This window comes from Crassaminicella indica (assembly GCF_019203185.1).
Lineage (GTDB): Bacteria > Bacillota > Clostridia > Peptostreptococcales > Thermotaleaceae > Crassaminicella > Crassaminicella indica.
Genome location: NZ_CP078093.1, coordinates 2,714,123 through 2,736,759 on the forward strand (window position 1 = coordinate 2,714,123; position 22,637 = coordinate 2,736,759).

At 27.4% G+C, this 22,637-nt stretch carries 23 protein-coding genes and 1 pseudogene; 10 read left to right on the forward strand and 14 right to left on the reverse strand.

Translation table 11 applies throughout. From position 1 onward, the window contains the following. Positions 1–185 precede the first annotated feature (185 nt). Genes KVH43_RS12940 through KVH43_RS12960 form a run of 5 tightly spaced genes read left to right on the forward strand, consistent with a single transcriptional unit; the run spans position 186 to position 3,008 of the window. Complete coding sequence (locus tag KVH43_RS12940) at positions 186–653, forward strand: hypothetical protein (protein WP_218282928.1); 468 nt, start codon at positions 186–188, stop codon at positions 651–653. Between the two features lie 11 nt (positions 654–664). Beyond that, the gene (locus KVH43_RS12945; RefSeq protein WP_218282929.1) at positions 665–1,534 is read left to right on the forward strand and encodes a sensor histidine kinase; all 870 of its coding nucleotides are present in this window, start codon (positions 665–667) and stop codon (positions 1,532–1,534) included. Next, complete coding sequence (locus tag KVH43_RS12950; protein ID WP_218282930.1) at positions 1,515–2,153, forward strand: accessory gene regulator ArgB-like protein; 639 nt, start codon at positions 1,515–1,517, stop codon at positions 2,151–2,153. The genes KVH43_RS12945 and KVH43_RS12950 overlap by 20 nt, the downstream gene beginning before the upstream one ends. Then, positions 2,146–2,286: a cyclic lactone autoinducer peptide gene (locus KVH43_RS12955; RefSeq protein ID WP_255547771.1), complete on the forward strand. Its 141-nt coding sequence runs from the start codon at positions 2,146–2,148 to the stop codon at positions 2,284–2,286. The genes KVH43_RS12950 and KVH43_RS12955 overlap by 8 nt, the downstream gene beginning before the upstream one ends. Positions 2,287–2,300: 14 nt before the next feature. Beyond that, positions 2,301–3,008: a LytR/AlgR family response regulator transcription factor gene (locus KVH43_RS12960; RefSeq protein WP_218282931.1), complete on the forward strand. Its 708-nt coding sequence runs from the start codon at positions 2,301–2,303 to the stop codon at positions 3,006–3,008. Between the two features lie 128 nt (positions 3,009–3,136). Here the strand turns inward: KVH43_RS12960 and KVH43_RS13485 are convergent, their stop codons facing one another. The 7 genes from KVH43_RS13485 to KVH43_RS12995 all read right to left on the reverse strand — a co-directional run bounded on the left by KVH43_RS13485 (position 3,137) and on the right by KVH43_RS12995 (position 9,797). Further along, the gene (locus KVH43_RS13485; protein ID WP_218284177.1) at positions 3,137–3,490 is read right to left on the reverse strand and encodes a transposase; all 354 of its coding nucleotides are present in this window, start codon (positions 3,488–3,490) and stop codon (positions 3,137–3,139) included. 290 nt (positions 3,491–3,780) lie between these two features. Further along, complete coding sequence (locus KVH43_RS12970) at positions 3,781–4,611, reverse strand: IS3 family transposase (protein ID WP_218282932.1); 831 nt, start codon at positions 4,609–4,611, stop codon at positions 3,781–3,783. Positions 4,612–4,701: 90 nt separating this feature from the next. Next, positions 4,702–5,496, reverse strand: a complete 795-nt coding sequence (istB, locus tag KVH43_RS12975) for an IS21-like element helper ATPase IstB (RefSeq protein WP_218282933.1) — start codon at positions 5,494–5,496, stop codon at positions 4,702–4,704. Further along, on the reverse strand, positions 5,489–6,961 hold the full coding sequence (gene istA, locus KVH43_RS12980) for an IS21 family transposase (protein WP_218282934.1): 1,473 nt from the start codon (positions 6,959–6,961) through the stop codon (positions 5,489–5,491). Before istA ends, istB begins: the two co-directional genes overlap by 8 nt. 47 nt (positions 6,962–7,008) lie before the next feature. Beyond that, complete coding sequence (gene tnpB / locus KVH43_RS12985; protein WP_218282935.1) at positions 7,009–7,239, reverse strand: IS66 family insertion sequence element accessory protein TnpB; 231 nt, start codon at positions 7,237–7,239, stop codon at positions 7,009–7,011. 501 nt (positions 7,240–7,740) lie between these two features. Then, positions 7,741–8,013, reverse strand: coding sequence for a hypothetical protein (locus KVH43_RS12990; protein ID WP_218282936.1), 273 nt, complete (start codon positions 8,011–8,013; stop codon positions 7,741–7,743). 140 nt (positions 8,014–8,153) lie between these two features. Beyond that, positions 8,154–9,797, reverse strand: a complete 1,644-nt coding sequence (locus KVH43_RS12995; protein ID WP_218282937.1) for a clostripain-related cysteine peptidase — start codon at positions 9,795–9,797, stop codon at positions 8,154–8,156. Positions 9,798–9,930: 133 nt separating this feature from the next. Here KVH43_RS12995 and KVH43_RS13490 point away from each other — a divergent pair, with 133 nt between their 5' ends. Genes KVH43_RS13490 through KVH43_RS13500 form a run of 3 tightly spaced genes read left to right on the forward strand, consistent with a single transcriptional unit; the run spans position 9,931 to position 10,819 of the window. Next, a complete protein-coding gene (locus KVH43_RS13490) occupies positions 9,931–10,149 on the forward strand; it encodes a transposase (RefSeq protein ID WP_420829636.1) in 219 nt (72 codons plus the stop codon). Positions 10,150–10,162: 13 nt separating this feature from the next. Further along, positions 10,163–10,465 carry a DDE-type integrase/transposase/recombinase gene (locus KVH43_RS13495; protein WP_420829657.1) on the forward strand — a complete coding sequence of 101 codons (303 nt, stop codon included), beginning with the start codon at positions 10,163–10,165 and terminating at the stop codon, positions 10,463–10,465. Positions 10,466–10,495: 30 nt separating this feature from the next. Continuing rightward, positions 10,496–10,819 carry an integrase core domain-containing protein gene (locus tag KVH43_RS13500; protein ID WP_420829637.1) on the forward strand — a complete coding sequence of 108 codons (324 nt, stop codon included), beginning with the start codon at positions 10,496–10,498 and terminating at the stop codon, positions 10,817–10,819. A gap of 93 nt (positions 10,820–10,912) precedes the next feature. Here the strand turns inward: KVH43_RS13500 and KVH43_RS13005 are convergent, their stop codons facing one another. The 7 genes and pseudogenes from KVH43_RS13005 to KVH43_RS13035 form a co-directional block, all read right to left on the reverse strand. Then, positions 10,913–12,703, reverse strand: coding sequence for an ABC transporter ATP-binding protein (locus tag KVH43_RS13005; RefSeq protein WP_218282938.1), 1,791 nt, complete (start codon positions 12,701–12,703; stop codon positions 10,913–10,915). 183 nt (positions 12,704–12,886) lie between these two features. Next, a pseudogene (locus tag KVH43_RS13010) lies at positions 12,887–14,032 on the reverse strand (IS3 family transposase). 207 nt (positions 14,033–14,239) lie between these two features. Further along, positions 14,240–15,538 (reverse strand): lanthionine synthetase C family protein, encoded by a 1,299-nt coding sequence (locus KVH43_RS13015; protein WP_218282939.1) that lies wholly within the window; start codon positions 15,536–15,538, stop codon positions 14,240–14,242. Further along, entirely contained in the window at positions 15,528–16,289 is a 762-nt protein-coding gene (locus KVH43_RS13020) for a flavodoxin family protein (RefSeq protein ID WP_218282940.1), read from the reverse strand. Before KVH43_RS13020 ends, KVH43_RS13015 begins: the two co-directional genes overlap by 11 nt. Positions 16,290–16,487: 198 nt before the next feature. Continuing rightward, positions 16,488–16,691, reverse strand: a complete 204-nt coding sequence (locus KVH43_RS13025; RefSeq protein ID WP_218282941.1) for a hypothetical protein — start codon at positions 16,689–16,691, stop codon at positions 16,488–16,490. A 52-nt stretch (positions 16,692–16,743) separates the two neighbouring features. Further along, complete coding sequence (locus KVH43_RS13030) at positions 16,744–16,950, reverse strand: hypothetical protein (protein ID WP_218282942.1); 207 nt, start codon at positions 16,948–16,950, stop codon at positions 16,744–16,746. A 96-nt stretch (positions 16,951–17,046) separates the two neighbouring features. Continuing rightward, positions 17,047–20,121 carry a lantibiotic dehydratase gene (locus tag KVH43_RS13035; RefSeq protein ID WP_218282943.1) on the reverse strand — a complete coding sequence of 1,025 codons (3,075 nt, stop codon included), beginning with the start codon at positions 20,119–20,121 and terminating at the stop codon, positions 17,047–17,049. A 238-nt stretch (positions 20,122–20,359) separates the two neighbouring features. Between KVH43_RS13035 and KVH43_RS13040 the strand changes: the two genes are divergently transcribed. Together KVH43_RS13040 and KVH43_RS13045 are read left to right on the forward strand one after the other, a co-directional pair. Beyond that, a protein-coding gene (locus KVH43_RS13040) for an IS3 family transposase (RefSeq protein ID WP_420829638.1) occupies positions 20,360–21,501 on the forward strand; the annotation gives its coding sequence in 2 pieces (ribosomal slippage) (positions 20,360–20,600 and positions 20,600–21,501; 1,143 coding nt in all). A 766-nt stretch (positions 21,502–22,267) separates the two neighbouring features. After that, a complete protein-coding gene (locus KVH43_RS13045; RefSeq protein WP_218282945.1) occupies positions 22,268–22,585 on the forward strand; it encodes a transposase in 318 nt (105 codons plus the stop codon). Positions 22,586–22,637 lie beyond the last annotated feature (52 nt).

The window sequence follows — 22,637 nt, forward strand, 5'->3', positions numbered from 1 at the left end:
ATACAATTTACTTTATCCCTAGATGCACGGATGATCCTATTACCCCATGTTGAAAGAAACTCAAAACACAAGTAATATAAATTTTTCCATTCATTCTACAAAATTCTGCTTTTTTTTTAAGTTGTTTATATTATTATTATTATAAATGCAGTTTTATTTGTAATCAAATAGAAAGGAAGATTTGCATGTTCTCAATACCATTAGCTACGGCTGTAATGATAGGTTGGCCAGAAATATTTATAATGCTTATAATGGGATTTTACTTATCAAATATAAGAAAACTAAACATATTCAAATTACTGTTTATAGCATTTATACAAGCTATTATTACCTACCAGGTAAGAAAGCTAACTGGAATATTTGGAATACATACCATTGTACATATGATTACATTGACTTTATTGGTTTATTTTATTCTAAATATAAGCTTTTATAAAGCTGCAATCCCTGTTCTAATGGGAACTGTATTAGAAGGAATGATTCAAAGCAGTATGTTACCGAATATTTTAAACTTTTGTAAAATTGATGTATGTAATTTAGCACAAAAACCTAAGGATATAACTTTGTGTTTTATGCCTATTTTTATAGTTTCATTTTTGTTTATATTTCTTATTAAAAAATTTAATCTCTCCTTATGGGATGTTGAAAAATAGAAGGTGTTATATTGAAAATATTTAACATTTATATGCTTATTATTACGATTCTTTTACAACTAACAGTAATTTTAATGTTTAATACATCTATTGAAACTGCTACATCCCTTGAAAATCTCAAAAGGTGTATACCATTTTTCAACTTATTAATAATGATTTTAACTTTTTTTGTTATTTTTTCTATAAAAAAAATAAATGAATATAGAAACAAAGAAATTGAAAATAAATTATTAAAAACCTACTTAAGTAATGTAGAAAGTATACTTACTTTATTTCGAAAACAAAGACATAGCTATATCAACCATATACAAACCATAAAATCTATGAGCTATTTAGAAGAGTATAATGATTTAATAGATTATTTAGAAGGGATTTCAGAAGAATATAGAAATGTTTCTGAATTAATCAGAGTAGGAAATCCAGCTCTTACAGCTTTATTGAATATAAAAAAGGAAATTGCAGAAAAAAAAGGCGTGAATGTATATATTAAGTGTAAATACAAAACAAATTTTGAATGGATTAGACCTTGGGATCTTTGTGATATGGTAGGGAATTTAATAGATAATGCAATTGAAGGGGCTACGATACTCACTAATTCCAAAAAATGGATAAAAGTAAAAATCGATAAATCTGAAAATAAATATATCTTACAAATAGAGAATACAGGAAAATTAGATAAAAATATTCCTACAGAAGAGTTATTTAAAGCAGGTATTTCTACTAAAAATGCGACCAGCCGAGGGTACGGACTATATATCGTAAAACAAATCGTTGAAAAATATCATGGAACTGTAAGCATAGAAGAAACAGAAGATGAAACCGTATTGGTAACATTAGTGCTAATAGAAGGAGTACAAGAAAATGTTGAAAAGATTATCTGATACAATAGCTATTTACATAAGCAAAAATTTAAAAAGTGATAGGGATAAAATAGAGATTTATTCCTATGGACTACAAATATTTTTAGGAACAGCTTTCGAAATCATATTTATTATTATTACTGCTTATTTGCTTAATACCTTAAAATCTACAATTGTTGTATTAGTGTCTTTTATTCTTTTTAGAAGGTTATTAGGGGGGACTCACTGCACTATTTATAGAAACTGTTTTTTTGTAAGTGGGTTTAGTATGCTTTTATTAGGATTTATAGGTGATCAAGTAGTCTTATCATCTAAATACTTATTCGTTTTACTTGGATTAGCTTATATATTCTCTGTCATACAAACCATTAGATATATTCCAATGGGAACAGAGAAGAAAATGATAAAAAATTCAAATACTCGTTTAAAAATCAAAATACAAACAATACTACTTTTAAGTTTTTGGATGATCATCATTTATTTATTAAAAGATAAAGTTTCATCAAAATATATATTTTCTAGTTTATTAGGGGTAATTGGTGCATTTTTCTTTAGCACCCCTTTTAGTTATAAAATCATTAATCATTTAGAAATTTACTTGAATTTCTTAACAAAAGGAGGAAAAAAACAAAATGTTTAAATCAATGAGAAGAAATTTATTAGCTCTTGTTGCTGGGGTAGTCACTATGGTAGCTATGACAGGTGTAAGTACTGCATGTACATGGGGAGTTTACGAGCCTGAAATACCTGAAAGTATTAGAAAGGAACTTTAATTTAAAAGTATATGATGAATATATTAATATGTGATGATGATCTATATACAAGAAAAATGCTAGAAAAAATAGTATCACAAAATCCTTTTGTAGATACTGTTTTTCTTGCAAAGGATGGCGTAGAAGCAATTAATATGATTAAAAATGAATCTATTGATATTGCATTAATGGATATTGATATGCCTAATCTAGATGGCATAGATGCAGCAAAAATGATGAGTAATTTATCTTCTAAAACTAGATTTATTTTTATTACTGCGTATATGGAGCATGCTATTGAATCTTTTAGCGTACATCCTTATGATTATCTTTTAAAGCCAATAGATATTTCAAAATTTAAATATACACTTAATAATCTTATAATCATTGTTATGGAGGATTTTAAAGAGAATGGTATTAGAAAGATTACTATAAAAGATAAAAGTAAAATATCTGTTGTTCCACTAAAAGAGATATTATATTTTGAAAAGGTAGATAGGGATGTATTGGTACATACTCAAAAAGAAGAGTATACCTTAAGTAAAACATTAACTGAACTAGAAGATAAACTTAATAGTAGTTTTTGTAGAGTGCATCAATCGTTTATAGTAAATATAGAAAAAATAAAGACAATTACAAATATGGGAAACAGATCTTATCAAATTGAATTTACAGGATCTGAAAAAACTGCTTTAATGAGTAGATATAAGTTTGAGAAGTTAAAGAAGATTGTAATTTTTTAGAATCGGGGAACGCCGAGATACATGTAAAAAGGGTTCTGGTGCAAAAAATATTAAATGCTAAAGTAATTTTCTTTCCAATTTTACTTTATGTCATTAAACCAAATAAATTATTGACTTGTGCAAAAATTCTAGGGCGTTAGCCCAAAGATTTTATATGATTCATACAAGTTGATATTAATTGAAGCTAATATATATGTCCATATAATTATATACTTAAAGGTATCCCCTTTAAATAACTGTATTATATCTCCAAGCGTTAGCTTAGATTTTTCTTGATTTACTCTAGCTCGATAGATCTCTAACAAAGTGTAGGCTAAATATACAACCATCCAAAACCTTGTAAGGCCTTTTAGTTTACGCATTTGATAATGCTTTAATCTTAATCTGTCTTTGAGATATAGAAATAATATTTCTATTTCCCAACGATTAGAATAATACTTTAAAATGGCTTTGTTACTAAGCTCTGTGTCGGTAGATAAAATAGATACTGTTTTAGGATTGCTTTATTAGCTTCAGAACATATTAGAACTACAGCATTCGGATTGACCCCCTATTATTGGACACTATCTTAAATTTTCTTAAGATAACATAGTATTTCAGCTTTTTCTAAAGTTGTCATGTAACTCTCGGTCTGCCCTTGACATTGAGCCTTTGTATTCATGATGTAATGCTCTTAAGGCAGCATTAAAAGTGAAAGAGCTTGCCTTGTTAATAGGCTATCATGCATGCCCTAAATATCAAGGGTACGCTCTGCCAGACCTAAGTATAGCTTTTATAGCGCAATATGAACTTTCTCATTTGTATTCTGTAAATATTCATAATACTCATTTGGAGGCATAAACTTTGTAGATGAATGGATTCTTTTCGTATTATATTTTTTGACGAACTCATTAACTTCTCTATAAGCTTGAGCATAATTTTCAAATTCATTGATTCCTAAACACTCATCTTCTAAGATACGATGATATGCTTCTATATATGCATTCATGTTTGGCGTATTATATGGAATTCTTTCATGTTCTATATTTAAATCTTTACAAGCAGTATTGTAAGCATTGCTAATATATTGAGGGCCATTATCTGATCGAATAATAGGCTTGCTTTTAACATCATATAATTGTCTTTTTAGTAATGCTGTTTTAATCACTCTAATTCCATCTTCTGCTGTGCAACTAAGACCTATATGGTATGCAATAATGTTTCGATCAGCTACATCTATCATGCTCATAATGTAAAAAAATCTATCTTCGCCTGCTATATATCCATATTTTATATCTATTTCCCATAGTTGATTAGATCCTGTAACAATTCTATTTTTTGCGAGTTTTCTTGGATATTTTGGTTTGATTTTTCTTTGTTGTTTTAATATGTTCAGCTCTTTGCAAAGCCTGTATACTTTTTTCTTGTTTATGATTAAATTGCAATTTCTTCTCAACGCATATGTTAATTTTAAGTAACCGTAGGAATATCCTTCGTCTTCAATAATTTGAATAATATATTCCTTGATTTGTTCATCGGATACCTTTTTCCCATTATTGGTTTTTGAATATCCTGGTATAGCTCGTCCAGGAGCTTTACCTTTCGCTTGAGATTTTTTTGTCACGTGATAGTAGTGTTAATGTCAATACAAATTCCTCAAAAAAGGGAAGATTTTTTCCCCACCTAAAAAATATAAAAAAATAAATAATTGATTTTAAGTTTCAATCTCAGATGATTTTTTATTAGTTACTTCATTATTTTGAAACATAGACTTAATTACACCTTCACGTTGTTTCATTCTATAACTTTCACCTTTAATTACAATAAAATGGCAATGATGTATAAACCTATCTAATATAGCAGTAGCTAATACTGGATCATAAAAGATTCTTGCCCATTCTTCAAAAACTTTATTTGATGTAATTATTATTGAGCCTTTTTCATACCTTCTTGATATAATTTCATAAAAGTCATCAACACTATTTTGATTAAGTTTTTTAAGTCCTAATTCATCCAATATTAGCAAATCTGGGCTTGTATAATATCTTAGTTTTTGCCTAAATGAATTATCAGCTCTTGACATATATAGCTCTTCGAGCATTTCATTTACAGTTGTAAATACTACTTTATAGCCTTGTGTAATAGCTTTAAGACCTAGAGCTATTGCTAAATGCGTTTTTCCTGTGCCCGGAGGGCCTATTAATGCTATATTTTCTTTTTTACGTACAAATTCACAAGTACTAAGATTATACACAAACCTTTTATTAATTGTAGGTTGATAATTAAAATTATACTCTTCTAATGTTTTATGCTGTGGAAATTTAGCTTTTCTAATTCTATTTTTATTGCTATTATTTTGTCTATTTAAGATTTCATCATTTATTAATAATTCAAAAAATTCAATATATGACAAATCGCTTTTTATAGCTTCTTCATTTCTCGAATCAAGTGTTTTTACTATACCTGAAAGCTTCAGATTTTTTAATCTAGACATTAGCATATCATTCATATTTAAACTCCCCCAAACTAGCTAGTTTATCATATTCTGCAAGATTCCTTGTAATATTAGTTGTATTTTCATTGATATATGTTATATTTGTTTGAGTTGGAAAATCTATTATACCTTTCTCACAGATTCTCTTAATAATTTTATAAGAAAAAGCTCCATAAGTATTAGCTCTTTCACATGCTTTATCAATTATTTCATCATCATATTTTGTTCTTAAAGAAAGTATTCCAGAAATAGATTTATAATCATATTTTTTGTTGTTTGAATGCTTTATGAAGTTATCAAAGAACTTAAGAGCATTTTCTCCTATTTCAAGCATTTCTTCTCTTTGTCTTGACAATATTTGAGCACTTGTTATACTTTTACTATAAGGATAATGTTCATTATTTGTTATGTATTCGCCCTTTTTATCTTGACATAAGGTATGGAGGGCTATTTCTTTTTCTTTGTAGAATATTTTTAATATATTATTTATCTCAATAGCTTCTATTTCTTGTCCTATATAAGCATATGGTACAGAATAATAATTAGCATCGTAGCTGATATGACAATTTGTATTTACAATACATTTAGTAGATTTAGATAAGATAAAATCTTTATTAGGGATAGGAATTAATTTTTCTTTTTCTATAGAGTTAAAAACTTCGGCAGGAACTTTTTTAGTTGTACCATGTTTTCTTATGTTTGCAATATTTTCAAGCCATTCAGATAAAAATTCTTTAGCTTCTTCGTAATCTTTAAATTCTCGACCTTTAAAACAATTATCCTTAACATATTTAACATTAGCTTCTACTTTGCCTTTATCCGTAGGAGTGTATACTCTACATGGCTGCGCCCAAAATCCATAATGCGAAGCAAATGATGCATAATTTTTTTGCACTGTAGGTTCATAAAAATCAGCTTCTAAAATACCTGCTTTTAAATTATCTATTTTTACTGTTTCAGGTACTCCACAAAAATATTTAAAAGTATTTTTGTGACAAGTAATAAAAGTTTTAACAGATTGGTCAAATACTATTTGAACATACATATATCTTGAATAACTCAATGTCATAACAAATATCCAAGCTTTTTTATGTCTGCCATTAACTTTTATTGTTCCTATATACCCAAAATCAACTTGAGCTTCTTCTCCAGGAAGAGAAGTTAATACCATGTAAGCTTTAGGTGGATTTTTCTTTATTCCAGCTATATATTTTTTTACAGTATCATAGCTTCCTTCATATCCATGTTCTCTTTGTAAATCTTGAAAAATGCGCTTTGCTGAAAGTTCTTTAGAAGTTTGAATATTGATATATTCTTTATATGGATCAAGTATTGAAGGATACGCTTTTCTTTCTACAGCACCATGTTTTTCAAGTTTTTCTAGTACAGTTCTTACTGTTTTTCTGTCTATTTTTAACATTTTAGCTATTTGAGTTTTGTTATATCCTTTTTCAAATAAAGTATCTATTGTAGTATGCATTTCAACCCCCAACATGTATTTCATCTCCCTTTGCAGACTTTATTTTATTAAACTACAAAGGGGTATTTTTTTCTATACAGATGGGGAATTTTCTTTCCCTTTTCCGGGTAATTAAATTCTACCACTAACAGTCTATTACAAAAAACAAATAGTGCCTTTTCAAAAGGATCTAGCTGAAACTGAGTTTGAACAATGATACTTAATCCATCAATACTTTTCCTAAGATCAGTAGCCCCACAGGCTAAGTATACTGTATCTATTTTATCTATATTTAACATGTCTTCATAATCGCTTCCAAAACGAATGATAGACGATGTAGATGTAGTAGATACGTTTTTAGAAGTTTTTTCTTTAAGATTGACAGCATGAAATACCTGATGATCTTTCTTTAATATAGTTGATGGATGCTAATCTTATTTTCTTTACAAAAAGATCTAATAGTTCCTTTATGTAAAGAAAATCTATTCAAATTTTGTTATCTGTTATTCTAGCAAAGTAAGGTACAAACTACTAGGCAGAAAATCTTTGACGGTTACGCTCAAATTACATTTTTCACAAACAAAAAAAGTCAGCCAAGAATATTTTATTATTCTTAACTGACTTAAATTTTATTAATGTGCCTTAACTAAATGACATTGCCCATTAAGATACTTATTTTCTCTTTTGTTAGCATGATCAAAGTGCTTAAAGTAGCAATCAAAACGATCACCAAACTTGGCTTGTAATGTATCAGCAATAGTTAGAAATATGGTAGCATTCTTTAACGTTTTAGGAATCAATTATATTACAATACCTACGGTAATTCTAATTAGTTCTTCCATAGGGAAATGAACATAGGATAAAACGTAATATAGGGAATTTAAAGCTTTTCCACTATATTTTTTAATGAAATTTTCATATAAAAATCGTATAGATCTAACTTCTTCAACAGAAGTAATGGCTAACATTAACCACAGAAATCCATCAAAGCTACGCTTTTTGAAAAGTGAGCAATATTTAAGTAAATACTGTTGTAAAGTTTGAATAAATGAATATTTGGATATACTAATCATATCAGATGCCTCCTAGGGTATTGGTCTTCATAAAATTAGTATTCCTAGTATTCAGGTGTCTGATTTTGTTATTTATATCCAATTAATTTATAATTTCTTGTAAAGTAATGTAAAAATATTAGATAGATACGATTTTATACTTACCACCTATACTCATTATATCCACCTTCAGGACCATTGTCTTTGTCATACCATTTATCTAATAATTCAAACCAGTTACCTACTTTATTTATTTCTTTATTTATTCCTTCTTTACACCATTTTAATTTTCCATAACACATGTCTCCAAGCGCTAAATATTTAGTTAAATCAAGAGGGCTATACCAAAATTGAGATTCAAAATGTCTATGGTAAACGCGATTAGAATAAACTTCACTATCACCTGATGGGAAGAAAATAGATAATCCATTTTTACCATCCTTAAATCCATCATAATCTTCTCCCCCATAAGAATAGAGAATCATATCATCTACTCTATCCATAAGAGTTTGAGATTTACTATAGATATTCGATAAATTTGTTATAAGAATATCTTCATTTTGATTATATATCACATCATAAACAGCAGTCTGTTGTTTTTCTATATATACTTCATTCATAACAGTATTAGGTTGTTTTTCATTATATACTTCATCCGCAACAGTTTTTGTGAATTTATCACTATATTTTATTTCTTTTGCAAAATCATATAAATCAAATAATGGATAAAAAAGTTGACTAATTATATTATTCGAATAAAAATAATGCATAATTTTAGGATTACTTATGTTCCCTCTTAATTCTTCGATTTTTTGTTTCTCATCCTCAATAGCAACAACAAGACCATCTACTGCATTTTTAACATCTTTTACTTTGGATAAGTCATAACAAGACAAAGTTTGATTTGTAACAATATTTTTACAAGAATCTCTCTGTTCTTCAACGATGATTGCACCAATTTGAGCATTTGTTATAGTTTTAGGAGAATAATATTTTTCATATCCCCCCAAAGTTGAATCCTTTTCATTATTGTGTCCATCTTTAGTTTGTAATCTGTTTAGAATCTTATCATATTTCCAACCTTGTTCCCATTCAGCTGTAGCACAGCCCACCATAATATCAGCTTCAAATCCACCATTTCCTTTATAAAATTGATAAGCAAACTCTACATTTCCCATGTAGCAAGCATCTAAACCTAAAACATCTACAGATTGTTCTTTAGTTAGTACATCAGAAATCTCTCCCGTATATAAAGCATCATATCCATTTGTTTCATCTGTACATACCATTTTTCTTTTTTCGTTTTTAGGATCTTTTCTTGGTCCTCCTCCATGATTAGAAAGAATCAATACATATTTATCAGCTGGGTATTTTTCTTTACAATAATCAATAAAATTTTTTAGTGTGTAAGCATCCCCCATATTAGCTTCAAATGTTGTAAAAATTGTACTTATTTTAGGAAATTGTTTTCCACCATCTAACCTTTTAACTTCATTTGGATTGATCTTATATAATCTTGTATCATCAAAATCTTCTCCAAATACCTCTTGATCAGAACTATAGCTTTCATGTCGGTCTACTAACGCAATCAGATTAATTTCTTTAGTAACACCTTTTTTCATTTCTACAACGTCACTTAACAAATCTGGTTCAAGATCATTATCTGCATCGCAATAGTACATTATAGTGATAGGTTTTTTTTCTACTAATAATTCTTTTGCATAAGCAAAGTTAAGATTTCCTAAAACTAGACATATCAATAGAACAACGGTCAATATAGCATTATTTTTTTTATTTTTAATCATTATTAAACATCCTTTCGTTTTGTTTAAAGTACACTGCAATTTATTAAATAATTCTTAATAAGCTTGATGTTAGTATAAAAGCATGAACACGAAAAGTAGGATATAATAACTATATCTGAAAGGAAGTGTTCACATGAAACAAAATGGAAAAAGATATGATGATGATTTTAAAAGAATGCTTGTTGATTTATACAATACCACCAATCATACCTACAAAAGTCTCGAAAGCGAATATAGCGTAACAGCTACAACAATTCAAAGATGGGTAAAGGATTTAACTCCTATCGATCCATCGGATGAAAATTCTATAAGCCCTCGTGAAAGAAAGCAAGCGCCGCTATGGAGCGCATAAAATCCATCAACAGATGAAGAAAGAGAAACTGCTTGAAACAATACCTAGCCTAAAAAGAGTTCAAAGATTCATGAAAAATATGGGTTTATTTGCTGTACTCATCAAACGATTTAAATACAAGAATACCAAGACTACTAATAAAAATCTTCCAAATCTATTTAATCAAGATTTTTCGACTACTAAATTGAATCAGAAGTGGGTTGCCGATATAACTTATATCAATACAATTCATGATGGATGGTGCTATTTAGCTTCAATACTTGATTTACATAGCCAAAAAATTGTTGGCTATGAATTTACTAAGAAAATGGATTAATCCATCGTTTTAAACGCATTAGATAAAACTATGCTTCGACAAGGAAAACCTAAAAATGTGATTATACATACAGATCGTGTTAGTCAATACCTAAGTAAAGATTATATAAAAGCAATCGAAGGCTATGGAGCAAAGAGATCTTATAGTGCTAAGGGAAATCCTTATGATAATGCTGTAATCAAATCATTTCATGCAATTTTGAAAAAAGAAGAAATTTACCAAAATATTTATCGTTCATATGAAAAAGCTAATTTGGCTATATTTGAGTTTATTGAATCCTGGTACAACAATAAAAGAATTCATAGCAGCATTGGATATCTTACACCAAATGAATTTGAAAAACTTGCTGCTTAAAATATCACACTTTTTGTGTCCAAATATTGACATAAGTCCAGCTTCACATGTTCATCATTATTAACATATGATTCTACTATGCGTATATTTTATTTAAGACTGTTCATAGTCGCCTATTTGGATATTATATAATGTACTATAAATTCCTTCTAAATTCATGAGCTCTTCATGGCTTCCACTTTCCTCAATTCTTCCTTTTTCTAAAACAATTATATTAGCAGCTTGTTTAATAAAATTATTAAATCTGTGAGCTACAATAATACCTATTTTCTCTTTCAACAAATCATTATACATACTAGATAAATTGTACTCTGATATAGCATCTAATGCTGCATTAGGTTCATCTAAGATGTATATATCAGCTTCCTTTGCAAACGCTCTTGCTAAAGCAACTCTTTGCCACTGTCCAATAGATATTTGTTTACCATTATCAAACCAATACCCCAACTGAACATCTATGTTTTTAGGTTCATTCTTTGTCAAATCTTGCAAGTTAAATCTATTACTAATTTCATTAATACGATTATCGTCTCGAATAATATCTAAATTTCCATAGCCTATATTTTCTCTAAAAGTAGTTTCGAATTTAGCAAAATCTTGAAATAAAGTTCCTATTCTTCTTTGTAATACTGATTTATCTATTTCTTTCATATCAATTCCATTTATGTATACACTGCCTTCATAATCATCATAGAATCCCATCATAATTTTTATTAGAGTAGTTTTTCCACTTCCGTTTTTTCCTACTATTGCAATAAATTCCCCTTTCCTAATGGTTAAATTAATATCTTTTAATACATAATCCTCATCTTCTCTATATTTATAATATAGATGTTCTATTTTTATTTCGTTTATTTGATCTATCTCTTTTAGAGTTGTTACTTTTCTTTTGTTTTTTAAATTCAAAAAAACATACAATTGATCTATAAAAATACTTTGTTTTTGTATACTTGCAAACGACTCTAGAATTTTTTCAATATAAGATGTTAAATCTATAATCGTTCTAGTATAAGTTATAACATTTCCAATTAAAATTTCACCAATATATCCGATATAAAGAACATAAGCAAACATAAGTGAGCTTAAAATATGTTCAAATATCCCAACAATTGATAAATATACTATAGATTGCTTTGCAATCTTTAAATCTTGTAAATTAAAACTATTAATATAGTTTTTATATTTAGTTATAAAATAATCAAACAATTGATATGCTTTTAATTCTTTATAGTTCTCTCCATTCTTTATAAGAAAATCATAGTACCATGCTTGTCTCTCCTGATTAGTTCTCGCTTTTATTATTTTAAATTCTTTTATGTTTATATTTTTAACTACAAAATATTTAACAATTGGAACTATCAAAACAATTATAACAATCCAAGCTTTAAAATAAAGTAAAATAATTACATATGAAAACATAGTAATCAAAGTACTTGAAATATTAACAAACATGTTAAAATATGATAATAGCTTACCTTCACTTTCATATTGTGCTCGTCTAATTATGTCATAAGTTTCACTATTTTCATAATCCTTCAGCTCAAGATTTGTTACTTTTCGTAATACTTCCTCTTTAATTATTAAATTAAATTTTAAACTAAACTTAGTATTAAAATATCCTACTAAACTTTGAAATATAGTTTGAAATAAATCCACCCCTGCATAAAGAGCTATATAAACAAATACTTGTCTTATATTTTTTATTCCAAGTTGTATTAGATTTATAATTTTCTGCATTAATAGTAAAGAAACGGTAGGAAGTATACCCGTTACTATCGTAGAAATTAAAGTTACAGCAAAATATCTCTTGTCTACTTTATATATATACTTTATTGTTTTAATTAAGTTTTCCCAAATATTAGTAGTTGTTTCTTCTGGATTCATAATTATTCTCCTATTCAACTAAATACATTAATATAAGTTGTTCATCTTATATTATAATAGTATGCAAATTATCGTGTTTTGTATCTACCAACAATTATACTTAGTCCTACTAACTAAGTACAATAATTTTTAATGTGCTACCTGGGCTTATGTCAATATTTTGAACACAAAAAGTTTAACAGATTAAAAAGCTGACTTTAAATTATTCTCAAATTGGTCGGGAGTGATATAACCAATACTACTATGTATTCTATTTCTGTTGTATCAAGACTCAATGAATTCAAAGATAGATTTTTTAGCTTCATTAAAATCTCTATACTTTTTATGATTAACTTCTTCTTTTTTTAATATTGAATGAGATGATTCTATTGGAGCATTATCATAGGGATTACCCTTACTGCTAAAAGAAATAGATAATCCTAGACTTTTAACCTTTTTCATATATTCATAGCTAGTGTATTGGCTTCCTCGGTCAAAGTGAATGATAACTTGACCATTAGGTCTTTGGTTAAAATAAGCATTTTCTAAAGCTTTTATTGTTAATTCAGTAGTGATAGATTTAGAGAATGAGTAACCTATGATTTTTCTTGTATATAAATCCATTATTGATGCTAGGTAACACCAACCATCTTTAATAGTATAAATATAGGTAATATCAGCTACCCACTTTTGATTTATACAAGTAGCTGTAAAGTCTCTTTTGATGATGTTTTTACCTATTATTTCATTACACTTAGAAGAATAATACTTAAATTTTTTATGAACAATTGATCTAATACCTAGCTTTTTCATTAACCTTTATGTTCTTTTTAGACTTACTGACCATCCACGAGATTTTAGTATTTGTCTAATTTTAGGAGCACCGTAACGCTTTTTACTATCTAGATAAACAGACATAATGGCTTTTTAGTTTTTCATTTTCAAGAGATCTGTTAGATTTTTCTCTGGACCTACGGTCATAGTAAGTGCTACGAGGTAGTTCTAAAATTTTACATAACAATTTAATATTATGTTTTTTCTTATTATCTTCGATAAAAGAAATTAATGATTGAATATCTATTTTTTCGTGAATATGGTTAAAGCCTTTTTTAAGATTTCAATTTCCTCCTTGATCTTTGCATTTTCCTTTTTCATCTCAGCTATATCTTTAGGAGTAATAGGTTCTTGATCTTCTACTTTAATTACTTTGTTTTCTTTAATCCATTTATAGATTGTTGTTCTAGTTACACCATATTCATGTTCTAACTCTGATACTGAACTACCAGAGTTATATAATTCAATAATTGTTTGTTTAAAATCTTCGTTGTATCTTTTACCATTAGTATTCATACGGACACACCCTTTCATCTAATTATAGTTTATCTTGTTAAACTAAGTGTGTCCATGATTCTATACTAACACCAACCTGATAATTTTCTTTCTAATAATTTTGTTCCTTTAACAACAGATATTCTATCATTTAAGACTCCTTATATTGTATAGAATAGACATCTATTTTTAGATTTTTATAAGCATACCTACATTATATAAATACCATTAATCGACCATTAATACTCTTCCATACTCCATGCTTTCATGAATAACACCTAAAAGTGATAGTACAACTCCCATTGCTCCTTGTAATAAAGACAAATCATTTTCAAAATGATTTTTAATGATTTGATTCATATCATAGCTAGTATCACTATTCTTATTAAATATATCAAGAATTGCATTTATATCTTTCTCAATAGTTTTAACAAAACGTTCATCTTTGGTATCCCTATAAGCCATCATTCTTATGCATAAAACACTAGAATACCCATGACATAAAATTGTTTCAAATAAATTATATCGATTTACAGGTTGATTGATTATATTAATCAGATCTTTTTTATAAGTTTCCTCCTTTTGCGTATAACCCATATATTGAGCTGCTTTTTGCAACCCTCTTGCTATTCCTGTGTTACCATAACACCAACTTGCCATGGGAAGTCTTAAATTATCTGAATACTGTCCTTTGATAAAATTTTCAAAAGATAATTGCGTAGGCCATGCAGCAATATCATTACGGTATACTTTAAATTGATCATAAATATCAAACAATGTGCTAATTGCATTTTCAATTCCTTCTACTCTTATTTCTTTATTATGTGCTTTAGTTAATGCCACTAATGGTCCTAACATTCCATGAGATAAACCAAAATTAATATTTCCATTTGGAAACTCTAATTGTTCATCTTCTCTAGATAAATTTTCCTTAATAATATGAAAATTTATAATCGAATTATCCATATGCTCATGATAGTTAGTTAATTCAATAAGATATTTAATTAATTTTTCTAATTGCAAATTTTCCTCTAAATTCCATTCAAAATCTAGTAAAAAGTATACAAAACCAGATACTCCAGCAATAACATCATAATCGTTCATAAAAACATCATTTTTTCTTCTTAATCTTTCCACAAACTCAACAGCTTGCTCTAGAAAAAACTTATTTAATGTATTAGAGAATTTTGATAGATTTCCAGTTTTTTTATTAAATAAACTAACACAGAAACATTTATATCCAAATCCACCAATCATACCAAGATTTTTTTCTGAAATACCATATGTTTCTATTTCCTGTTTCAATCCTTTACATAAGTCATATCCCATTTGTTCCCATTTATCTTTATTATCTATTAGTGGATAGATCTCCGAAATTATCATTAAAAAATCACTATTATATATAGGATTTATAATTTCTAAATCATATTGTTCTTCAATGTATTGAAAAAAGCAATTTAAAAACTCATTAACCCTATCCCTTGTATTTTCTGAAATATGTATATAATTATTTGTATCACCTATCATTATAAAATTCCCCCTCTTTTTTTAATCTTTGCATTTTTTTATTTTTAATAGCAAATTCTTGAAATGACTTACATTCTTTAATCCATTTCTGATCCCAATAATTCCATTCATACTCTAGTTGCCCAACAGCTATTTGTTTATCAATGAGAATACTATAATAATTTTGATAAAATCCAAAGTAATCTTCCAAAAACTTATTTGAGTATCCATAATTATTTTGTATAGAATTTAAAAATTCAGCTGCACTTGTTTCTATAAACTCTTTAATTTTATCTCTCTTTTTAATAAAAACATAATTGCCTAAATTCTTAATACCTATCGACTCTTGTATTTCACACATATGTTCTTTTACAAACTCTTGTCCACTACTCATTGTAGTAGTTAATGTAAATCCTAATTTGCCAGCATAATTCATTAAATGGGCTGAACTAAATATTCTATCCTCAAAAGTTTTCATAATTCCCGATATATTGTTAAAATAAACGGGACTAGCAAAAAACACAATGTCTGATTCTAATAATTTTTTTCTTATCTTAAAAAAGTCATCATGCTCATCTACTAAGCAAAATCCATTATCTAAACAATTTGAACATCCAAGGCAATAATTTATTTTATAATCTCTTAAACAAATTATCTCCGAGTCATAACTCGTATCTAAAATCTGAATTTTTTCCAAAATTCTTTTCGTTAACAAATTTGTAATAGAATTATTGTTATTACTACCAACAACAGCTACTATTTTACATTTCACTATATCATCACTTCCTTATTACTACATGATTTTTTTAATAATTAATTTAGTAATAGTACATCCAAATGTTGTATGTGATGTAATACTATATCTATTTATGGTTATTTTTTTTACTCCTTTTATTTGCACAGTAGGTGATCAAAGGGGTCGTAATATTTTATTACAGTTTAATTATATAGTTCTACCTAATTATTTTATTTAGCAGCGTGTACCTTCTCCTGGTTTAGCAGCATTACGACAAGCTGTCATATCACTTGGTGAACAATGAGTTGAAATTTCAGAACAATGTCTTTCTGATATATAAGTATAACAAAAAACATTAGCCGTCCACGCACGGCTAGTATTTTTATTATCAGTTTTAACTTTCTTTAAATTCAAATCAAAATCTTTAAATTTACCCACAGTAATCTCTCCTTCATATGATTTAATTACATAATTTTATCTAACTATTTTTTTAGCAGCGTGTACCTTCTCCTGGCTTAGCAGCATTACGACAAGCTGTCATATCACTTGGTGAACAATGAGTTGAAGGATCAGAACAATACTTTCTTGATAAAACAGTATAGCAAGTAAGTGGATTCATCGTCCAGTTACGAGCAGTATTTTTATTATCAGTTTTAACTTTCTTTAAATTCAAATCAAAATCTTTGAATTTACCCATAGCAATTTCCCCCTTATGATTTCTAACTACTATTATTGTTTTTTATTAACTCTTACGACCCCTTTGATCACCTACTGAATTAAATATGCGGTACTTTTATTTTCTTTTTGTATACTTCCACTTTTCTATTAAATCATGTAAAGAATGTCTTATGATTGATAAACATTTTCCTTCGTATGCTGTATCACCAATCATACGATTGCAATACATATGATTCATAGAAAATATAATCTCTTTTTTGATATTTGTTGTTTTTTTCTTTTCAATCTGCTTTTCTAACTGTTTTTTGAATTCAAATAACATTAGCTGTCTTTTTTTATATACTTCTATTATTTTTAATAATCTTTTATCAATTTTTTCAACTTCTCCTTTTAATATGTATTCTGCGATTCTAAGATAATTTATCCTTTCTTTCTTAAATTCATCTCTATATTTATTTCTCAAATTCTCTTCATCTAAGATTTCAAGCAATTCAAATTCATCATGAGTTAGCTCTTTTAATACCGATATCATACCAACCATATATAACAGTTCTTTATCCTTTTCATTATCTAAATCAAATGAATTTAATATATTAATTACAAAAATGCTATCCGCATAAAAAAATTGTTCCGCATATTCTATTAATTCTAATCCACCATATCTATTCACTTCTCTTTCGTATACATCAAATATAGTTCTATTAATTAAACGATTTTTTTGCAATTCAAAAATCCAAGACTTAATTCTATGTAATTTATTTAATGCTATATTTTCATTCTCAAATTTAAATCTTAGTCGTAGATGTTTTCCATTCTCATAATATCTAAGAAAAAAGAATTTCTCTAAATCTAGATCATCTAACAAACATGGTAATTCTTTTGTTAATAATTCATTTTCTTTATCTCCTAATCCATATAATTTCATATAAATCCAACCATGGTCTCCTAAAGAAAAACGTTGACTCTTGTTTTGAATCATCCTATTGTTTTCTACAAAATCCTCTTTTATAGTCGATAAAAGTATTTTTTTATTTTCTTCATGTTGTATGAATGAAAAAACAAATTCTGCCATATAATTATTCTGGTCTAAATCCTCTACAATGGGATTGCTAAACATTTCAGTTTCGTGTAAATTCAATTCACCATTCTTCTTAACAGATGAATATATAATATCTAAGAACTCTTCATGTTTTAAATCAACTAATATTCGATGGTCTCCTTCACACAAACATACATAGTCATCAATTTTATATTGGTGAATGACTTTATCAAAGCTTTTTTTGAACTTTTCTAAACTTTTCATATCAAAGTTCTCACTACTAAAATTCCAACTTTTAGGATGTATTACAATACCCTCAAATTTAATCCTTGGAGTATATATATATTCATTTTTATAAAGAGTGAAGATTCTGTCTATTAAATCATCTTCATACTCCTCAGAAATAGTTCTTAACAAATTTATTATCTTACTATTTAGACGAGATACTAACATATTGTCCATAATTATTTTGCACTTTTTGTTTTTGCTTATTGATTTTATGTATAACTCTCTTTCCTGTGATAATCCTATACACAAATCATTTATATGGATTTCACCAGAAACAGTTTCATCAGTACAAGCTATAGCTAAGTAATATTCATGATTTTTATTACTATTTATAATGTTATTTACTCTTCCAGCAACAGGTTTTTCTCTTACTTCTACAAGTAAATATTCATTTTCAGTTAATTTAATTTCACTTTCATATATTCTGTTATACTTTGCTATTAATTGCGGGTCGAAAACATTGTAAAATCTTTGAAATATACTTCCTGCTTTATTTGAAACAGCAGGACCAGCAATAATATTGTAATCTTTATCCTTTTTATTTATATAAAAGCTCATATCGAAAGATTTTGAACTCTTATGTTTTTTTTCCTTTTTAGGTATTGATGAAAAATCACTATTATATAAATTAACTTCTTCAGTACTATTCATCAAAGCTAACATAATTTTATCATCAATAATTTTTTTTATTGATCTTTCCCTTTCGCTTATTGTCTTATCAATATTTCCAATTAAATCTAATCCATTAAATTCGCTTTTATCAATAATATCAATTAGTGGAACCTCACTGTTTAAACCAAATTTTTGAGAAAATGCTTCTTTAAATTTGTCTAATTTTGAATATTCAGTAGCATTTATAGAGATATTGTTTAAGCAATTTGCAAAATGCTCTAATTTATCTTTGATCTCATATGATAGACAGTTTTCATTTAATATTAAACCTTTATTAATCTTTAAATAATTCTTGGATTTATGAATTTTTTTCATTTTATTATAAATTGTCTCTATTATTTCTAATTTGTTTTGGTATTTGTTATATTTATTTAATAATATTTTAATTTCCTTAAATGGTTCTGCTAATTTATTAGTGTATTCATTATTTCCTAATACTTTGATAACATGTTCTAGGTGATTATCACAATAAGCAGGTATTCTTAAGTTGGTTATCAAATATTCATTTTCTATTAACTGAAATAATGTATAATCAATCAATTCATCTGGAACATCTTTATATGTTTCTCTAATAATATTTTGTATTTTTGAAAAATCAGTGAATTTTTCTGTATTTTTTTTTATAAGTTCAATCAGGTTCGTATATTGTATATCATTCTGTTCAATACAATCCTTATAATCTTTGAGCATACCATGGTTAGAAAAATATGGATTTTTAAGTCTATTTCCCCATAAATAACAAATGGGATTAAATTTTACTTTAAGTTGAGAAACCACATTAATATCACTTTCAAATTTATGTATTGCACAATCCATCCATCCTATATCTACACTAATATCTTTGATATATTCTTTTTGATTTACACTAATATCAGTTTGATCTGAAAATTCACCCAATCCTACCCCTGCAAACAATCCAAAAGGAGTCGGCCTAGTTGAAGCCCTTATAAAATATTTCAAAAGTCCTAAATTATAGTTTTTAACTTTCTTCTTTTCTGTTGGTGGATTGTTTAAAGATGCATACAGAGATTTACTAGATAACAATACACTTTCTTTCATAAAATTCATTATTTTTTCATTTTTAGAAATATAATCCGAAATATTAACATCAGTTTTATTAAAATCCCAAAATGTTTTGAGAGACAGACTTGGTACTCTTACCATAAAAACATCATGACACAAGTATCTCATATCTCAGTCCTCCTATTTTTCCTTTCTATCTATGGGGTCTCCTACTAAATTACTACTAAGATACAACTAAATCTTTTATCAAAACTTGAATAAATGTATTAATCCTCTATATCTACATATAATGTCTTACCCTTATATATCTTAATGTATTTAAATTACTAAGTTATGGTGTTAGTATAGTTTTATGGACACAAATTGGTTAAATATATAAAATAATAACTGAGAGGATGTGTCCATAATGAACAATAAAAAATTCAATCAAGATTTTAAAAAGACAATTGTAGATCTTTATTATTCTGGTCGTTCTGTAAAAGAATTAAGCAGCGAATATGGTGTTTCAGATGTCACCATATATAAATGGATTAAAAGATTTTCTCCTATATCTACATCAGATGGAAAAACTACTACATTAAATGATGTAGCAGAATTAAAAAAACAAATTGCACGCCTTCAGGAGGAGAATACTATCTTAAAAAAGGCTATCACCATATTCGCCAAAGCATAAATGACAATCAATTATTTAAAGTTATTACAGAGCAGTCTGATAAACATTCTATACAAGCTATGTGCAAAATACTAGAAGTTTCTCGTAGCTCTTATTATAATGCACTTTGTCATACACCTTCTAATCGAGAACTTGAAAATAAAGAACTAAAAGAAACAATTTATAACATCTATACTCAATCTAAAAGAAGATATGGTGCTCCTAAAATATATCATATGCTTTTACAAAAAGGATACACAGTTAGCATAAAAAGAGTACAGAGAATAATGCGAAAGCTTGGTATTTATGCTATTACAGTCAAAAAGTATAGACCTTATTCAACAAAACAGAAAGTCATAGAATATCCTAATCTACTTAATCGTGATTTTCAAACCACTGCACTTAATCAAAAATGGGTAACGGATATCACTTATATACATACGATAAAAGATGGATGGTGCTATCTTGCATCTGTTATGGATCTTCATTCTCGTAAAATAATAGGGTATTCATTTGATACTGCTATGACTGTAAATATAGCCTTACAGGCTGTAAAGAATGCTTATATTTCACAAAATCCTACAGATACACTTGTATTGCATTCTGATTTAGGCTCGCAATATACAAGCATGGAATTTGGGAGGTACCTTAAATCTAAGGGGATACAGCATTCCTTTAGTCGTAAAGGGTGTCCTTATGACAATGCTACTATTGAATCATTCCATTCTGTATTAAAAAAAGAAGAAATTCATCATGTAAAATATATAGATTTTTATACCGCTAAATTAGCTATATTTGAATACATTGAAAGTTGGTACAATAGAAGTCGTATTCATGGATCATTAAAATATAAAACCCCTCAACAAGTAGAAGATGAGGCCAAAATTGTATGTTAAAAACTAACTTTTTGTTGTCCAAAATATTGACATAGATTCATTATATAGTTTCTATATAAAAGTTATATAACTGCATTTTTTGACACATTAATGCTTAACGTAGTTTTTAATCTAAAATGTTAGCAAGTCCCCTATATATTTTGACAACATATTATCACATTTCTTTTACTTAACATATATAAATTCATTATTCAGTCACATATGCTATTTAAATAACCATATTTATTGTATAAATAGGAGTAAAAACAAAGTAACTGTCATAGAAGAAAACTCAATTTTATATAATAAGCCTTTTGACAAATTCAAAGATCTATATTTTATACATCTTTTCCATACCAAATTATAACTCTAGTTCTGTAAAATAAAAAGTTAAATTGGTAAATTTACCAAAAAATGAATATGGCATATCACTATACCTTCGTGTTATATATAAGTTACCACACAAATACACAAACGGAGGTTAGTAATATGCCAGTTATATCTACTATTCTAAACTTAAACCCTGAACTTTTCAACTATTTATATGATGTAAATTATGGAATGAGTAAACCACAATTTAATCATTTATCCAGCATTATTAATGGTTTAATAAATATAAAAGGCAATAAAACTATACCCAAAATTTCCGAAAGTATTGTATCAGCTAAAGATAAAAGTTCTATATATAATAGGTTGTTGAATAACTAAAATTACCAGTAAAAAAGTCGTCCATTTTCTAGTATCATGTTAAGCGCCAACAAAACAATCTCTAGCAAGGACGACTGTAATGATTGTAACACTTAACAAGATACTTGATAACCCCTTTTATGCAATTTGTAAAAAATTACAAAAGGTATATGAAAAATTAATTTCTAAGCCTAATACTAAAAGTGTTGGTAGACCCAAGAAATACTCGGACTTACAAATTATCCAATGTCTTTTGTATAAGGTCATGAATAAAATTTACTGTTTAAGAGAACTTGAGTGGAAATTGACTAATGATATTATAACAACAAAGATAATTGGACTTTCCGATATTCCTGATCATTCTACTTTCTGCATCAGAGCAAAAGAGATTGAAAAATCTCAGGTTGCTGACTGTTAGTGGTAGAATTTAATTACCCGGAAAAGGGAAAGAAAATTCCCCATCTGTATAG

Coding starts and splice junctions, on each gene's coding strand:
- KVH43_RS12940 (WP_218282928.1), top strand. CDS start 186: ATGTTCTCAATACCATTAGCTACGGCTGTAATGATAGGTTGGCCAGAA.
- KVH43_RS12990 (WP_218282936.1), bottom strand. CDS start 8,013: ATGATTAGTATATCCAAATATTCATTTATTCAAACTTTACAACAGTAT.
- istA (WP_218282934.1), bottom strand. CDS start 6,961: ATGCATACTACAATAGATACTTTATTTGAAAAAGGATATAACAAAACT.
- KVH43_RS13030 (WP_218282942.1), bottom strand. CDS start 16,950: ATGGGTAAATTCAAAGATTTTGATTTGAATTTAAAGAAAGTTAAAACT.
- KVH43_RS13495 (WP_420829657.1), top strand. CDS start 10,163: ATGAAGAAAGAGAAACTGCTTGAAACAATACCTAGCCTAAAAAGAGTT.
- KVH43_RS13490 (WP_420829636.1), top strand. CDS start 9,931: ATGAAACAAAATGGAAAAAGATATGATGATGATTTTAAAAGAATGCTT.
- KVH43_RS12950 (WP_218282930.1), top strand. CDS start 1,515: ATGTTGAAAAGATTATCTGATACAATAGCTATTTACATAAGCAAAAAT.
- KVH43_RS13005 (WP_218282938.1), bottom strand. CDS start 12,703: ATGAATCCAGAAGAAACAACTACTAATATTTGGGAAAACTTAATTAAA.
- KVH43_RS12960 (WP_218282931.1), top strand. CDS start 2,301: ATGAATATATTAATATGTGATGATGATCTATATACAAGAAAAATGCTA.
- KVH43_RS13045 (WP_218282945.1), top strand. CDS start 22,268: ATGATTGTAACACTTAACAAGATACTTGATAACCCCTTTTATGCAATT.
- tnpB (WP_218282935.1), bottom strand. CDS start 7,239: ATGTTAAATATAGATAAAATAGATACAGTATACTTAGCCTGTGGGGCT.
- KVH43_RS12955 (WP_255547771.1), top strand. CDS start 2,146: ATGTTTAAATCAATGAGAAGAAATTTATTAGCTCTTGTTGCTGGGGTA.
- KVH43_RS13500 (WP_420829637.1), top strand. CDS start 10,496: ATGCTTCGACAAGGAAAACCTAAAAATGTGATTATACATACAGATCGT.
- KVH43_RS12995 (WP_218282937.1), bottom strand. CDS start 9,797: ATGATTAAAAATAAAAAAAATAATGCTATATTGACCGTTGTTCTATTG.
- istB (WP_218282933.1), bottom strand. CDS start 5,496: ATGAATGATATGCTAATGTCTAGATTAAAAAATCTGAAGCTTTCAGGT.
- KVH43_RS13035 (WP_218282943.1), bottom strand. CDS start 20,121: ATGAGATACTTGTGTCATGATGTTTTTATGGTAAGAGTACCAAGTCTG.
- KVH43_RS13015 (WP_218282939.1), bottom strand. CDS start 15,538: ATGATAGGTGATACAAATAATTATATACATATTTCAGAAAATACAAGG.